We start from the raw sequence: 15,948 nt of genomic DNA, 5'->3' as shown, positions 1-15,948 counted from the left end.
ATTGGATGTAGTGTTAATTTGACCACGCTGATTTTGCTTGAGGGGAAGAGATTTCACTACTTAGAAAGTGTCTCGATGATTGGACGCACTAGCCAATTAAAACCAACTTTGAGTTGATGGTCTAAAGTTGGCAATCTATATAAATAGGCAATCCGACGGGCGACGGATGCCAAGGGGCCATCTAGTTTAATTCCCAAACCAGTAAGGGTGGCGTTGTTTTTACCCAATGTCATCATTTCTCCTAACTGTTGGTAGTGGAAGGGAAGGAGAGGACGATTAGTCAGACTTGCCCAAATATTCCAAGCAGTATAATCAGCTTGTTGAAAAGCCGCTTGTGCCGTGGCGGGGACTTGCTGTCCTTCAACATCATGACAGTCTGCTAAATCTCCCAAGGCAAAAATTTCTGGATGATCGATGACTTGTAGATTGGATGTAGTGTTAATTTGACCACGCTGATTTTGCTTGAGGGGAAGAGATTTCACTACAGGCGCAACTCTATTTCCCACAGTCCAAATTACCAAATCTACGGGAATCGTGTCTAACTGGTTTTTGTACTCTAAGGTGATGCTATTTTGCTCTATTAATTCGACTTTGGTTTCTAAATCTAGAAACACACTACGGGCTTCTAAAGCTTTTTTTGCTGCTTCCCGGTTAAACTCTGGAGAAGTTCGCAAAATTTGATCGGCGATTTCAACGATCCGAAAGCGTCCTCTTTCACCGAGTCTGTCGGCTAACTTACAGGCTAACTCTACACCACTGTAGCCAGCTCCAATAATTGCCACCCGAATTTTATCAGCATCGGATTCTTCTAAAAATCGCAGGCGTTCTTCCAAGCGATAGGCATCAGAGATGGTGCGGAATGGGTAGCCGTAGGTTGCCGCACCGGGGACTAAATCTAGCGGTGTCTCACCTCCTAGTGCCAGCACTAAGCGATCGTAAGGGATTTCTGGCCCTTCATGTATATCTACCCGTTGCTGGTCGATGTCAATTCCAGACACAACCCCTTGATAAAAACGTACCCCTGTGCCTTGTAAAAGTTCTTCAAAAGGTGGGGCAATTTCCCAGGTTTGCAGTTCACCAGTGAGTAATTCGTAAAGCAAAGGGGAGAATAGAAAGCGATCGCTTTGATCTACCAAAACAATTTCGGGTTTTTGCGTAGATTCCCAAGGTAACTGGCTTAAGCGTAAGGCTGTGTAAAGACCACCAAAGCCTCCGCCAAGGATACAAATTCTAGAATTTTGTTCAGTCATCGATTTTATCTATAAAAGGATTAATACTAGCTGGGCAACTAACTTCAGTCTAGTCAGTTAAAGCGGACTTTTCAAAATCCCATCAAGTTTTTGAGAGATTAATCATTAATGGTCACAGTTATTTAACGGTCGATTCGCTATATTTAACGGTTAACAGGCAACGGCTAAAAGGAGTTAAAGAGATGGAAATTAAGCCAACTGACCCATCGCTAGCACTCATGGAAATTCCACCTGGCTATCTCAACATTATGGGCTACGTTGATCAGTCAGAAGTTAATGGCCCTGGTTGTCGTGCAGTCGTCTGGGTACAAGGTTGTCTTCGTGAGTGTCCTGGCTGCTTTAATACTAACTCCTGGTCTTTTGAGGCTAACCAATTGATTGCTGTTGATACCCTTGCCGAAAATATTCTCAGCAATCCGCACAACACGGGTGTAACATTCTCTGGTGGAGAACCATTTTGGCAAGCAACTGCATTGGCATCTTTAGCGCGTAAGGTAAAAGCTGCTGGGTTAAATGTAATGTCTTTTTCTGGGTTCACTCTCAAGCAACTACAGTCTCAATCTGCGCCGCCAGGTTCTCAAGAATTGTTAGAACAACTTGATATCTTGATTGACGGGCCTTTTGTCCAATCTCTGGCAATTAATTCTCCCAACTCTCCAGTTTCTTCTAGTAATCAACGGGTTCGTGTGTTAAACCCGGCTTTCCAAGACCAGATTACTTGGGCTAGCGATCAGATAGAAGTCCACATTCTCAAAGATGGTGGGCGCATTGTCACTGGCTATCAAGGTGGGCTGGAATTGACTTAAGGTATTGGGAATTGGGCATTGGGCATAAAAGGATTTAGCCTCAGAAGATCAACGTTCACCTTCTGAGGCTCAACTTCCACCTTCTGAGGTTCAACTTCCACCTTCTGAGGCTCAACTTCCACCTTCTGAGGCTCAACTTTCACCTTCTGAGGGTCAACTTCCACCTTCTGAGGGTCAACTTTCACCTTCAGAAGCTCAATGTCTAAGTTTTAACTCCCCTCCCTCCCAATACGGTTCGGATAAGCATTTTTCACTTTCCTTGTGGTCTGGGTAAAGGGTAAAAATTTATTCAAAACCTTTTCCCTTTCCCCTTTCCCCTTTAACCGAACCGTATTGTCCTCCCTCCTGCCCAATGTCCAATGCATCTGTGTTTGAGACGCATTATATTTAAAAAAAATGCATATCTAAATTTGACTAAACCATTTAAGACAATTTTTACTGAACACCGGGTACTTTGGGCTGTTTTACTCCTGAGTGCAGCACTGATGGTAACGCTAGTGCTGTCCCTTTCTCAAGGAGCAGTACCTTTAAGTATGTCGGAATTTTGGCAAGCCATACTCCACAAAGGCGATCCGATTAAACAGACAATTCTTTGGGATTTACGTCTCCCGCGCATTACGGCTGCTCTCATTGTTGGCGCAGCTTTGGGAATGTCAGGAGCATTGCTACAAGGGATGTTACGCAATAGTCTTGCCGATCCATTTATTTTGGGCATTTCTGCGGGTGCTGGATTAGTTGTGATTGTGATGATTGTGTGGCAAATATTCCCGATCGCAATTCCTTTAGCAGCGTGGATGGGGGCAATTCTGACTTCTGCGATCGTTATTTTACTTGGTCGCGCGGGGTCGGGAATTTCGGTTGAGCGGTTGATTCTAGGCGGTGTGGCGGTGAGTTCTTTATTTGGTGCTGTACAAAGTACATTGCTGCTTTTAGCTGAAGATGGTCAAATTCAAATTGCGCTCAGTTGGCTGGTTGGTAGTCTCAATGGACGGGGTTGGCAAGAAATTTCGACGGCTGGCCCTTACATTATTGTTGCATTAATTGGGGGATGCTTACTGGCGCGATCGGTGAATGTGTTGGCTTTGGGCGATGATTTGGCTGTGGGTTTGGGGGTTTCGTTGACGCGATCGCGCTTGTTAATTGGTGGTGTCGCCACTCTCTTAGCCGCAGGTGCAGTCAGCATCAGTGGTTTGATTGGATTTGTTGGTCTTGTTGTCCCTCACGGTGTCCGCCTCATTGTTGGTACAGATCATCGCTTTGTTTTACCACTTTCCGCCCTTGCAGGTGCATGGTTACTGACTTTTGCAGATTTACTCTCTAGATTAGGAGCAGTAGAACTACCAGTAGGTTCTGTCACCGCGTTGTTGGGTTCACCGTTATTTATCTGGTTACTTTATCGTCGTTCTGCTGGGTTTAATAAATTTTGAGCTAATCCGCTTGGATTAAGCCAAAATTGTTTTTTAGCTTACAACTATTTTCAGGTAAACAGACCACGCGGTAGGAGCGTAAGTCCTTGCGCCCCTAGTACGACAGTTGTGGTTCAAATACATAAAAACTACTGTAAGTTGAGACTATAAAATAATATCTTTTACGCCTCAGTGTATAGAAAACCTGCCAAGTTGGCTGTATGAGTTTGGTTGTCTCTGGTAAAGTATTAAAAGTAAATTACTTGTGGGCTATATTTACCGAGCTTTACTATACTTTTAAAAGCATTTAACTAAGTCCGCTCATTTTGCTTTGCTAACGGAATAATAAAAATTGCTGGTGTATTCACTACAACAGCAACAAGCAGAATGATCAGTTTTGGTTTATTTACCTGGCCTATTTTAAAATAGACCAGGTATTTTTATTTACTTGCTTGCATTTATACCAATTACACCCAAAATTATTAGGGCGATCGACAAAAGTTTGATAAATGTAGCAGATTCACGAAACCAAATAATACCAATGATTGCAATTAGGACAGTTCCCAACCCAGCCCAGACAGAATAAGCCACGCTTACTTCAAGTCTCTTGAGAGCAAGAGTTAAAAAACTAAAACAAAGTCCATAAAAAACAAATATTAATACTGAAGGGACTAATTTAGTAAATCCTTCTGATAACTTCATGCAAGTTGTGCCTGAAACCTCAAAAAGTATTGCTGCGATGAGATAAATCCAACTTGTTGACATGTCTTTTGTGAGCGGTTTGTTAGCAGTCTTTTATTATCTCTATGAAAACAAGAAAATACAACACTTTTAATTGATATTAGTGATTGAGTAAATACCCTAATACCAATTATTTGTGAAACTGCACAGAATAATCTGGTTAAAAATTGCGGCAAAATCACCTTATTCAGAAACAATCTAAAATGTAATCGGTATATTATTGTTCCTGATAAATAGGTTAGTAATTCCGATGCCTGGCTTCTTAAATAAGCTAGGTATCTATCTACCTAATATTAGCTTACAGGCATATTCTAGAAATTATAAATTAGATAATTTTTAAATTCAGGTCTTTCTTGTCGAGTTTACCGAACCTCCCTAGTTCAGATTACCCTACATTTATTGTGGTTCGGTAATCATCATAAATCATGTGATAAAAACCGAATTTACACCACTTTTATTTTTAAATACTATGAAAAGCAAGGAAATAAATCCTCAATTAGTTGAACAGCAAAGATACTGATTATACGAGGTGGAAAGATGACATTAGTACGTTGGAACCCCTGGCAAGAATTGAACACAATACAACGTCAAATCAATCGTTTATTTGATGAAGAAACTTTACCATCTGCATTTTTAGAGAGAGGCTACTCTAGAGTTCCTGCTGCTGAGTTAAAAGAAACTGAAGATGCAATTCATCTAAAAGTAGAACTTCCGGGAATTGAGGCTAAAGACCTGGATTTGCAAGTTACAGAAAATGCTGTATACCTAAGTGGTGAGCGGAAGTCTGAAGCTAAAGCTGAAGAGAAAGGTGTAATCAAGAGCGAATTTCACTACGGTAAATTCCAACGTGTAATTCCTTTACCTACTCGGATTCAAAATACTAACGTCAAGGCAGATTATAAAGATGGCATCTTAAACCTGACGCTACCCAAAGCTGAAGAAGAAAAGAACAAAGTCGTCAAAGTTAATCTAGCATCATCTGGCTAATTTCTGCTTTATATCTGCTAGCTATTTATTAAACTAAATAAAAAGCGCTCCCTTTTTAGAGAGCGCTTTTTAGTGTGAATGACTCAGGCTATATAGATTTTTTAGGAAAGTGCAAAATTCTAAATCTTGTAGAGTGTGTTATTGCCGAGAGTAAAGTACTACCTCAGATTTTAGTTGCGCTAGCACAAATGTTCTAACGCATCCTACAAAACTTGCTCTTTCTTAAATTCACCTTTCTTAGTTAACCGTTAAGTTCATCTTCTTGATGGGTTAGGATTACACAGTCAGAAGTTGGTCTGGCAACGCAGGTGAGAACCCATCCTGCATCTATTTGATCGTCGTCTAAGAAGTTCTGATCTGATTGGTCAACTGTACCTGAAATCAGCTTACCAGCGCAGGTTGAGCAAGAACCAGCATTACAAGAGTAAGGCAAGTCCATCTCATTTTCTTCGTTAGCAATCTCTAAGATGTAATCATCTTCAGAAACTTCAATAGTTTTTTCTTCATCTGGAGTCTTTAATGTGACTTTATAAGTTGCCATGTAACAATCCCTAGCTAAATGTGAACTACATTGTTGATCCTACGGGTTTATGTGCTGCTAGTCTAGAGTTAAATGTGGTTGATTACTCTACATCCTGAAGTGCTTGGTGTGAATTGGAAGTGAGAGTAAAAAATTCTGCGATCGCTTCAGCAAATCCCTCAAATGAACTATAATCCCTAGACACGATGGAGACATTCACACCCAACTTCCGCGCATTAGCTGTTGTATAAGGGCCAAAACATGCAATAATGCAACCTTCATAGTCACTTTGCGAGTTGACCATTGTCAAAAAGCTTTCTACTTCCGCCGTGCTACTAAAGGCAATGACATCAATCATTCCTTGATTTATCAGGTTTAATTCAATACTGTAGATACTTGTGTCTAAGCCCTGTGTAATATATGTGGGTACACGAGTTACTTCTATGCCCAATTCCTGCAAATCCGTAATTAAATTGGGTACAACATCAGGTTCAGGCAAAGCAACAACTTCTGGGGCGGGTATCAGCACTTTTTTGCCATAAATTTGCGGAATTTTCGCTAATTCCGCCACAATCCCGGCTGGACTAGATTCTGTTGGAATTAAATCTACCTTGCCACAAAAAGACAATAGGCTTTCTGCATCTTTTCCCAAAGCACATAATTGACATTTTTGTACCACAGATACAGGAATATTTAAATTATTCATCCGGTGAAAAAATGCAGTGATGCCATTTCTACTTGTGAAGACAATCCAATCAAATTCAGCTATGTGGTTGAGAGCAGCATCTAACTTACCGTAGTTTGATAAATAGCAGGTTTCGATAGTAGGCATGAAAACAGGTAAACCACCTTGTTTGATAATTTGTTCAGATAACCTATAAGCATAATTTCTCGGTGCTGTTACTAAAATTCTCTTGCCATATAGAGGTAACTCTCTAGATGGAGTGAGTAGGTTGAGTTGTTTTGATTGGGTGTGCATTTGTTTATCAATAAATGATATGAGCTCAACCTTATCCAAAATAAGCATTGGGATTTAGATGGGGTTGACAGCAACAGATAAATTCCTGACTTCTTCACCGACATCCTCGGCTGAGTAGCAACTTTCCATTAGCCAGTCGATAAAGCCCTTCTGGTTCGATAATAGGGTCGCCTTTTTTCCAAGCACGTGATGTTGGTTCAACATTACGCACCTTACCAGTGGAATATACTGAAATTAATCCATTCCCTGGACTATTACGTAAAGCGCCAGAACCAGTGATGAAAAATGTACCACCTTGTTTGGAACTGCGTGAAATGCAACTATTGGCGATGAGTGCATTGGTGTCGATGAGGTTTGGAGATGCTTGAGTAAAGCTGTTTTGAATGGAACTGGTATCGGGTGCGTTAATATTTTTTATGCCTGAAACACCTAATTGCGAACTGGCAGTAATATCGCTTTTGTCGGTTGGCTGTGGACGCGACTCGATACCGAATATACCTTGGGAGTTGATTTGAACTTTTCCACCTGTTCCAGTGTATGCATTTGCGCTGATGTCGCTGTTTTCTTCGGGGATGGCGACGATGAATTTAGAGTTAATGTTGATGTTACCGCCATCACCCCCAGCTTGTGCCCTACCTGCGGTGGTTGAAATTAAACCGCGATCGCGCAAAAGTAATAAATCAGCGATATCGAGTGTAATGTCACCACCATTACCTGCATTTGTGAAAGAAGCGATCGCACTGCCTTGACCAAGAACTTCCAGAAAATTAGCCTTAATTCTAATATTTCCAGCTTCACCTGTACCGAGGCTACCAGAGACGATTTCAGCATCATCACGTACAGTCAGGCGATTGGTAGTAATATCTATATCACCACCTCTCCCATTACCATCTTCGTCAACTGATGATAGTAAGCCAGTTGCAAACTCACTTTCTGAACCAGTCAGGATAATGCTATCAGCTTTTACCGTTAAATTACCCGCATTTCCGTTTCCCTGAGTTGCCGATACAATCTGGGATTCTTCTTGTACATTTAATAGTTGAGTTTTGATGCTGATATTGCCTGCGTTACCATTAGCTTCATCATCAACCTGAGTTCTGATGCTGCTACTTCCACGTAAATCAATTTGATTGGCATTAATAGTAATATTTCCTGCATTACCTTGATTGAATGTAGAGGCAGAAATTTCTCCGTTATTGCTGAGGTTTAAGCGTCCTGTTGTAACGTCAATGCTTCCTCCAGAACCAATACCTCCCGTTTGTAATTCTGCAAATAAACCTGATGGCACAAATGAACCATCTAGTCGTTCTGCACCAACCCCAGTAATATCAATAGAATCAGTGGCATGAACTACCAAATTACCTCCTTGTCCGCGTCCCCCTCCAAATACTGAGGTTGAGATGTTTCCACCATTACTCAACCGCAAGCGCTCTGTGTCAATAGTTATCGTGCCGCCCCGCACATCGGCATTACTTCCAATCACATCCGAGGTTAACTGACTGAGATAAGAAAAACCCCCGAATCGAGACAGAACTTCTTGTGCAAGAGGCTCAGACAAAATTTCTTCCGCAGCAGGGTTATTTAGTGTGAACTGTTCCTTGGGTACGAAAACAAACCCGTCCAATTCTACATCTTTGGCGCGGATGGTAATATCCCCGGCATTACCGCTGCTATTAGTGGATGTGGTGCTTATATTTCCTCCTTGAGTTAAGGAGAGTCGAGGTGTTTCAATCGTTACATTACCCGCATTTCCTGAGGCAAAGATCGTGCGGCTGGATACCCCGCTAGAGGAACCGCGAGAGAAACCGCTAATCTCTACGTAGTCACTAGCTTTAATAAAAATGTTAGCTGCATTTGCACTGCTAAAAGTATCTGTACTGACATAACCCCCATCTTTGAGATTGAGTCGCTGGGTTTCAATAGTAATATCCCCTGCTGTTGCTTGAGTTTTACTTCCAAATGATGTAGCAATACCTGTAGATATATTACTTTGAGTCACCTCAACCGCATTCCGAGCCTGAATGGAAATAGAACCGACACTTCCACCACCAGATGAAAGTGCTGTCACGCCCCCCCCAAAGAAATTGTTTTGAACTCGCAAAGTGCCCGTTTCAATCCGCAGATTACCTGCTGAACCTGAACTCAAGCTTCCGAGTCTTAAAGAAGCTTGGTTAGTGATATTGACAGCATCTGTGGCTCGTACAGTTAAGTTTCCTACATTACCTGCACCTCCAGATATAACAGAGACAAAGCCGCCATTGATATTAACAAACTCGGTAGCATCAAGGGTGAGGTTTCCTCCATTACCTGCACCAATGGTATTTACTGAGATAACACTGCTATTTTGTGCATTTCCATCTCCGGTAATTGTGATTTTCCCGGCATTGATAGTAATATCACCACCCAAACCTGTGGCTGAATCGCCGCTACTAGAAAAAATCCGACTGCTGTTAGTGAGAGTCACTGCATCGCTGGCTCGAATTTGAATATTCCCCCCCCTCGCTGCACCAAAAGTAGCGCTCTGAATTGCAGAGCCATCCAAACTAAATTGAGTTGTATCAACAACAATTGAGCCGCCGTTGCTACCGTAAAGAAAGGAATTGTTTAGCCCAATTTTTCCGCCAAATAGCTCAATTGCACCATTTCTACCTGTAGCTAAAATTGTTGCATTCGTTAAGTTGATGGGTGCGCGTCCAAAATTTTCTGGTAACTTAAAACCTAATAAGGAGCCATTGACATTCAGCCCAACGGTTGTGTCTCCACCGACTGCTCCCAATTTCACTTGTCCATTTGAGGCAAATAACAAACTATCATCCAAGGCAATTTCACCGCCCATAAGTGCTAAAGTGCTACCAGATCCAACAGACAACTCATTCACTGCTTGACTGGTAATGCTTCCTGGTTGCGAACCAAACTGCAAACCTACTGGTACACTGATAGCCAATAACGGCGGTGCTTGAGGATTTGTGGCGTTAAACTCTACTCTATTGGGAAAAACTAAGCTATTTGCTGTCGTCCCCAAAAAAGAACCCTGTATATCTAACTGGGCATTTTTACCAAACACAATGCCATTTGGATTTAGCAAAAACAAATTTGCATCACCTAATACACCCAATCTTCCGAAAATATTTGATGAGTTCCCACCAGTAACGCGAGAAAAAATATTTGTTATCCCGTCTGGATTGGCGAAATAAACACCTCGACCATCACCGACGTTAAAATCTTGAAAACTGTGAAAAAGGTTAATGCCACGAGCCGCGCCCCCATCGATAATGTCATTATTTTGATTAAAAGGAATGACTTGTGATCGCTCTTTCCCCAGGCTGTTATCGGGAGTTAACTGAGCAAAAGCAGGATGAATAGAAACTGCAACTGCTCCCACGCACCCTAACCATCCTGCGACGCTAAACCGCAAAATTTTCATAATTTCTATTTCCCCATTTCTTCTGTAGGACTAGATATTAGATCCCCGACTTGTTAAAGAAGTCGGGGATCTAAATCATCAATTTAGCGATCGCTAGCAATCTTCTGGAGGTATTCGATGCGTTGTTGAGTATTTTTCTGTTCTACGTCGTTACCTATCAATATTTCTGACTCTGCAAGGTTTTTAACTAAAGTTGCCCCGCTCTGCCCTAGTTTACCATTATCAGTTCCTTTCAATGCTTCTTGGAGTGCTTCATACCACAGCTCGTTTTCAGCATAATAATTTACGCTTTCGGAAATGCTAGTAAATTGGTTTTTAGCAAGTGATTGAGGCTGGATAACGGTAAATTCTGCACGTCTAACAATCGGGCTATTTTCGCAGTAAATTGAGATTTGCCATAAATATGTTTTGCCCACTGTGAGTTCAGGGTAGTCGCGGGGAAGTTCTAGCTTGTTAATCCCGACTATTGTGGGTATTTCTTGAACTTTGCCAATTTGTTTAGGGTTGTTGCTTGAATCAAATTCAGCCAATCGGAATCGCACATTTTGGGAACTTGACATATACCAAGCTAACGTTGGACGGGTGGAAGTGGTTTTACCGATATATGTCTGAGGTGCAAGCTGTGTCAGAGGGATACTGCCGTTACTTGGACATCCACGGGAACCACCTGCACGGGAATGTCCGCTAGCTGGTTTGCGATCACGTGGTTTAAACTCAGCAAATGCTGGCAATGCTGTCATTAGAAAAACCATGCCCACCACTAAGCTTGTAAGTCTGCGGTTATTTCGCCAAAATCCAATATGTTGATGACTCATGGTAGATGTTGTTGATTGTAGGGTTATCTGAAACTTTTAAAATTCTTAATTTTTTCCGATTTCTATGAGAGATTGTTTTAAAAGTGGCTAGTTATGTATCAAATATTTTTATCTCCTCCTAAATCCTCCGATAAAGTGGAGGACTTTGAGTGCTTATTCCCCTATTGTTTGGGGGATATCGGAGGAATAGTGAGACAATTTGCTACTTTTCAAACATTCTCTGAGCAGAATCATAAATATAAGTTTTAAAACTCAAATTCTCTCTTAAGTTTCCAACTAAGTTCACAGATAGTCCCGCGAGGAGAAAGTGATTCGCGTAGAAACTCTCCTCTTAATTGTTGAGCAAGTATTTTAGAATGCTTTGTGCCTTTATTTTCTAGTTTTGATGTGATTCCCGAACCATTATCTTTGACGGACAATTTATAGTTATTTAAACTACAAATACCTGATGCTTCTACACGCTTGACTCCTTGGGCATGTTTGCCAACATTACACAAAGCTTCTTCTAAAAAAAGACAAACTCCCCGTTTGTCTTCCATACTTAAATATTTATCATCAATTGGGTCAAAATTGCGAATTTTAACTTTTAATGTTTTAAAATTTTCAAAATCCTTTCGTTCTAAGGTACTAGAATAAACTTCATATAACAAATCGTGAAGTGGTCGATTCAATTCAAGAATTAATCCGCTACCTAAACGCAAACTCTCTTCTGTAGTTAATGCTTCGAGTTTGAGAAATTCGCCAATCTCTCTAATCTCCCGATCGAGTTTTTCAAATTGTCCCAGCAATTGCTCGTAAGAGATATCTTTAGCACGTAGATGCTTTAATCCATAAGCGAGGGTTTGCAAAGGGCCATTATGAATTACGGTAAAAGTATTTTGAATGGTGTTTTGACGTTCGTGAATTTGCGATCGCAAGAATTTATCATGCTGGTAAAATGCAAAAGCACTCAAACCTACGCCATTTACGGCTAATACAAGTAAACCCGGTGTTACAGGAATCCATACACCCCACACCCACAGCATCATATACCCGCAGCTAAACAGACAAAATCCCGCTACACTCACACACAGTATATTTTTCCAAACAGATTGGGTCAGCCGTCCGATCATAATCGGCAAAACCCCCCAAATCAATATCCATGTATACTCTCCAATATCTCCCCAACTGTGCAACATTGGGCGACCATCCATTACAGTACTCAAAATTTGACTGATCACATGAGCGTGGTAGTCAATGCCATAAATTTGACCGCTTAATTTTAAGCCAGGCAAGGCAGATGTATAAATAGCATCTCCCGTACTCAGGTTGCGGTTGCCAACTAACACAATGCGATCGCGCAGCAATTCTGCATCAACTTGACCATTGAGAATATCGCGTAGCGACACAACATTAAAAGGTTGCTCACTGTTGCGGAAGTTCATTAAAATTGACAATCCCCCATCATCGACCCTGACGTATCCGCCAAAATTATGGGTAATTCGGGGTAATTCAATCGCACGGAATTTGATTGTATTCGGGTCATTTTTTCCCGTTTGCAACTCAATTCCTTTTGCGTCTAAATATTTAGTAACTAACTGCAATGCTAAAGAATATTTATCTTCGTTGATATTTTTAGGATTCGGCGTATACAACAAATAGCGCCGATTTTTGCTATCCTCATCATTAGGTAAATCAATAAATCCAACTCTTTCGGGTGGCAAGCTCTGGGGTGGTGAAGTTTCTGCGGGTGGTAAAATTTTTTCAATGCCAATAATCTTAGAATTTGACCGTAATACCTGTGCTAGTTGTTCGCCACCAGGTTCAACAGGAACATTTTTGAAGATATCCAAACCAATAGCTATGGGTTTATAAGTTTCCAACTTGGTGAGCAACTCTGCAATCTTCTCATCTGGAATTGGATACTGCTTAACCCATGTAATATCCTTTTCATCGATACCCACAATTACTATATGTTCATCACGTTTTTCTACCGGACGTAGACGTAACATCGTATCGAGAAGCATCCATTCCCAAGATTGCATTCCCCCAGTTATTCGGATCAACATCACCATAAATAGGACTATAATCCCTGGAGGTGCAGCCAGCGACCACAACCCAAATTCTTGGCAAATACGATTCCAGATTCCCCTTCTCATTTAATTTAAGATTAATTTTCCCTATATTTAGAGCATATTGAAAGTATTTGAATGACATTTGTCGTAGAGGTACAGCTGATACCTTTAGCGTGTGGTCTATTTAGGTGAAAATAGCTGTAATTAATCAATTAAACCTTCTTCACGGGAACGAATTTCGGTGAGGATTCGCATATTCTTACCACTTTGCTTGCAGTCTTCAGGATACACCCCCAAAACATCCTGAATCTTCGTCCAGTAAGTACGTACCGCTCGCTCCGATTTATACATTCTGTCTGCGATCGCCTTATCTGTCAAACTCTCTTCAAAAGCCAAACGCAACACATCCAACCATTCCGGCTTGAGTTCGATTCCTGTTTTGATGTCTTTGGTGTGAGTTGCACCCTGAAGTGCTAAATTAACCCGCATGAGCATTTCATCTTCGGGTAATCCTTTATCTGCGATCGCAAACCCACCTTGATGATTATCAATCTCGTGTTTAATTCTGATTAACGCCTTCACATAACTAGTTTGCACTATGAAATTCTGATGGGGATATTCTTTAAGTAAAGTTTGCAACAGCTTAATTCCGGTATCAATTTCTGCTGTCTCCCCTTGGCGATCGGGAATTGATAAATCCATCACAATCAAGTCAAACTGGTAACATTGCACTTGAGAAAGTGTATCTTTTGCCGTCTGAGCCTTGATAATAGTAGCTTCAGGATACTTTCGATTTAAGACATCAAGAGTACCAGTCAAAATTAATTGGTGGTCATCGACAACAAGAATACCAAGCTTCTTTTCCACTGCTAAATGCCCATAAACTTGATGTTCTTTCAAACTTTTCATCACCATATTTTTATCCAAATTAAAAGTTTTTTAAGCTTTACTACTCAATACTTAGCCATTGCAGGTAATATTTAAAATCAGCACTCTTTTAAATGTCCTCCTCTTTTAAGTATCCGCCTATTTTAATTGGAGATGAATGTCCTACATATACAGAAAAGTGCAAATAATGCTGAGAGGAGATTATTCATCACTACTCAATACTTTTCGGTTAAACCCAATAATCTCTCTTTTGGTCTGGGGAAGGGTTAAAGGGGAAAGGGAAATTCAAACCCTTTCCCTTTCCCCTTTAACCCTTAACCGAAAAGTATTGCATCACTACTAGCTTATTTTCAATTCATGCACTGAGAAGGTTCTGGGAATCTGGATATTGTAGTATGTATGATTTTTGACAATGACAAAACCCGCAGAGGTCAGCACCAAACGCTTAATTAGCCTTGCACCCGACAACTGGGTGAGATGGTTAACTCAAATTACCGACATTACAGTTGAAGAAATTCTCAACTCAGAATTTCAATGGATAAGTAGGGAAAGTGATGTTTTAATGAGGTAAAAAACTTATGGACTGGATAGATTTTTTTCTAGCTTGGTTAGCAAACCTATATTAGGGCTATCTTTTTTTACATTATCATTAGTAAGTATGGAGCAAAGGCACTCGTTTCCCATACAGATAGAACAGGTGATCGTCCTGCAAGGACGGGGCTTCATACCCATTTTTTCGGTGAGGCGATGCTACAACATCTGATAACTCAACAATATTATTTCGCATTAAAGCTTTTCTCGGCACTGGGCTGCGGGCTGATAGCCGGAGTCTTCTTCGCCTTCTCGACTTTCGTGATGAACGCCCTTGCTCGGCTGAAACCGCCACAGGGCATTACCGCTATGCAATCCATCAATATCACGGTAATCAATCCATTTTTTATGACAGCGTTTTTGGGAACGGCTGCGGCTTGTATCTTTCTTTTAATCTCTTCGCTATTAAAGTGGCATCAACCCGGTGCTGCCTACTTGCTTCTCGGCAGCTTGCTCTACCTCGTTGGTACATTAGGCGTGACAATAGTTTTCAATGTACCGCTCAACGAAGCCCTGGCGAAAGTCGAGCCGGACAGTACTGAAGGTGCGAGCCTATGGTCTAGCTACTTGACCAACTGGATAATCTGGAATCACATTCGGACGGTAGCGGCGCTAGCAGCCGCGGCATCGCTCACCACCGCGCTTTGTTTGGGTTCAATAATCGTAGAGGGAATCGATAATACGGTTAGGTAACTCCCCTACTAATGGGTAAGTAAGTTGGCGAAATTAAAGCTAACTGGCTAAGGCTGTCATTTGTCATTGGTCATTAGTAAGGGTTTTAAGCCTATTTACGTTTCGTAACATACTTAGTTTTTTTGTGACTAATTAAATTATTTGCTCAACCATTCCTGCCATTTTTGAGCAGCCTTGTCACGTTCTGCCTTTTGGCCTGCAGGATCATAACTTCCCAAACTCTGCCACAACTGATTCCAGTCTTGCCCTTGGGGTAGCTTACTCACTACAGCCTTAACAATCAAAAAAGCCCGCTCACGAGTGAGATCGTTTGGTGCTTGCAAAAGAGGAATTACCAAAGGTAAAACTTCTTTTCCGCCTCGCATTAAAGGATACATCGAAGCTGTGTAGGGATTGTGCAGAATGTCAGGGTAATCATCAAGGGTAGCGACCAAAGCGGATAATGAGCGTTTATCTCCTAATTGGTGTAGGGCAGTGGCAGCACGGGCACGCACTTCTGGATTAGTGTCATGGGTGGCTTGGAACAAAGCATCGGCACTAGCGGGATCGGCAATTTCGCTCAGTCCCTCGGCGGCAAGCCGACGGGTACGGGGGTTGGGGTTAGTCAAGGCTTCCAACAAAATCGGGGTGGCTTTTTTGCCTAAACGAATCAATTCACCTAGTGCTAAAGCGCTAGTGTCTTGATCTGTAGAGTAGAGACGTGCTTTGATCTGCTCCATAGGTGTCGCAGTAGCGTCTTGATTATTCATATACAAATTTCCTCCGATGGCCAGCATCACAACTATCACGAATAT

Annotated in this window: 14 protein-coding genes and 2 pseudogenes; 6 read left to right on the top strand and 10 right to left on the bottom strand. The window is 41.5% G+C overall.

The features are described from left to right. Positions 1-56: 56 nt before the first annotated feature. On the bottom strand, positions 57-1,250 hold the full coding sequence (locus G1O98_RS20965) for an NAD(P)/FAD-dependent oxidoreductase (protein WP_163931336.1): 1,194 nt from the start codon (positions 1,248-1,250) through the stop codon (positions 57-59). Between the two features lie 182 nt (positions 1,251-1,432). On the opposite strand from G1O98_RS20965, the gene G1O98_RS20960 reads away from it, so the two are divergent. Beyond that, complete coding sequence (locus G1O98_RS20960) at positions 1,433-2,056, top strand: 4Fe-4S single cluster domain-containing protein (RefSeq protein ID WP_163931333.1); 624 nt, start codon at positions 1,433-1,435, stop codon at positions 2,054-2,056. Here G1O98_RS20960 and G1O98_RS20955 read toward each other — a convergent pair. After that, the gene (locus tag G1O98_RS20955; RefSeq protein WP_163931330.1) at positions 2,053-2,241 is read right to left on the bottom strand and encodes a hypothetical protein; all 189 of its coding nucleotides are present in this window, start codon (positions 2,239-2,241) and stop codon (positions 2,053-2,055) included. The genes G1O98_RS20960 and G1O98_RS20955 overlap by 4 nt on opposite strands. 300 nt (positions 2,242-2,541) lie before the next feature. Here G1O98_RS20955 and G1O98_RS20950 point away from each other — a divergent pair, with 300 nt between their 5' ends. Beyond that, on the top strand, positions 2,542-3,483 hold the full coding sequence (locus tag G1O98_RS20950; protein WP_243458496.1) for an iron ABC transporter permease: 942 nt from the start codon (positions 2,542-2,544) through the stop codon (positions 3,481-3,483). A gap of 423 nt (positions 3,484-3,906) precedes the next feature. Here G1O98_RS20950 and G1O98_RS20945 read toward each other — a convergent pair whose 3' ends face one another. Next, on the bottom strand, positions 3,907-4,227 hold the full coding sequence (locus tag G1O98_RS20945; protein WP_163931324.1) for a multidrug efflux SMR transporter: 321 nt from the start codon (positions 4,225-4,227) through the stop codon (positions 3,907-3,909). 513 nt (positions 4,228-4,740) lie between these two features. On the opposite strand from G1O98_RS20945, the gene G1O98_RS20940 reads away from it, so the two are divergent. Beyond that, positions 4,741-5,190 (top strand): Hsp20/alpha crystallin family protein, encoded by a 450-nt coding sequence (locus G1O98_RS20940; RefSeq protein ID WP_163931321.1) that lies wholly within the window; start codon positions 4,741-4,743, stop codon positions 5,188-5,190. A 241-nt stretch (positions 5,191-5,431) separates the two neighbouring features. Here G1O98_RS20940 and G1O98_RS20935 read toward each other — a convergent pair whose 3' ends face one another. From G1O98_RS20935 to G1O98_RS20910, 6 genes are all read right to left on the bottom strand, one after another. Continuing rightward, positions 5,432-5,731 (bottom strand): 2Fe-2S iron-sulfur cluster-binding protein, encoded by a 300-nt coding sequence (locus G1O98_RS20935; protein ID WP_163931318.1) that lies wholly within the window; start codon positions 5,729-5,731, stop codon positions 5,432-5,434. 82 nt (positions 5,732-5,813) lie between these two features. Further along, entirely contained in the window at positions 5,814-6,689 is an 876-nt protein-coding gene (locus G1O98_RS20930; protein WP_167306208.1) for a uroporphyrinogen-III synthase, read from the bottom strand. A gap of 94 nt (positions 6,690-6,783) precedes the next feature. Further along, positions 6,784-10,113, bottom strand: a complete 3,330-nt coding sequence (locus G1O98_RS20925; protein ID WP_163931312.1) for a filamentous hemagglutinin N-terminal domain-containing protein — start codon at positions 10,111-10,113, stop codon at positions 6,784-6,786. A gap of 83 nt (positions 10,114-10,196) precedes the next feature. Then, positions 10,197-10,928 (bottom strand): DUF928 domain-containing protein, encoded by a 732-nt coding sequence (locus G1O98_RS20920; protein ID WP_163931309.1) that lies wholly within the window; start codon positions 10,926-10,928, stop codon positions 10,197-10,199. A 245-nt stretch (positions 10,929-11,173) separates the two neighbouring features. Next, positions 11,174-13,066: a CHASE2 domain-containing protein gene (locus tag G1O98_RS20915; RefSeq protein ID WP_163931306.1), complete on the bottom strand. Its 1,893-nt coding sequence runs from the start codon at positions 13,064-13,066 to the stop codon at positions 11,174-11,176. A 120-nt stretch (positions 13,067-13,186) separates the two neighbouring features. Then, positions 13,187-13,897: a response regulator transcription factor gene (locus G1O98_RS20910; protein WP_163931303.1), complete on the bottom strand. Its 711-nt coding sequence runs from the start codon at positions 13,895-13,897 to the stop codon at positions 13,187-13,189. Between the two features lie 385 nt (positions 13,898-14,282). Here G1O98_RS20910 and G1O98_RS20905 point away from each other — a divergent pair. The 3 genes and pseudogenes from G1O98_RS20905 to G1O98_RS20895 all read left to right on the top strand — a co-directional run. Further along, positions 14,283-14,438 (top strand): annotated as a pseudogene (locus G1O98_RS20905) (transposase); the annotation flags it as partial. A 3-nt stretch (positions 14,439-14,441) separates the two neighbouring features. Beyond that, positions 14,442-14,573 (top strand): annotated as a pseudogene (locus tag G1O98_RS20900) (IS4 family transposase); the annotation flags it as partial. Between the two features lie 44 nt (positions 14,574-14,617). After that, a complete protein-coding gene (locus G1O98_RS20895) occupies positions 14,618-15,154 on the top strand; it encodes an anthrone oxygenase family protein (protein WP_163931300.1) in 537 nt (178 codons plus the stop codon). Positions 15,155-15,291: 137 nt separating this feature from the next. Here the strand turns inward: G1O98_RS20895 and G1O98_RS20890 are convergent, their stop codons facing one another. Continuing rightward, a complete protein-coding gene (locus G1O98_RS20890) occupies positions 15,292-15,903 on the bottom strand; it encodes a HEAT repeat domain-containing protein (RefSeq protein WP_163931296.1) in 612 nt (203 codons plus the stop codon). Positions 15,904-15,948: the final 45 nt, after the last annotated feature.

Origin of the sequence: Nostoc sp. UIC 10630, from assembly GCF_010747425.1 — a bacterium.
Lineage (GTDB): Bacteria > Cyanobacteriota > Cyanobacteriia > Cyanobacteriales > Nostocaceae > Nostoc.
Note: the sequence above shows the minus strand (reverse complement) of the source record. Positions and strands in the feature narration are given on the sequence as shown.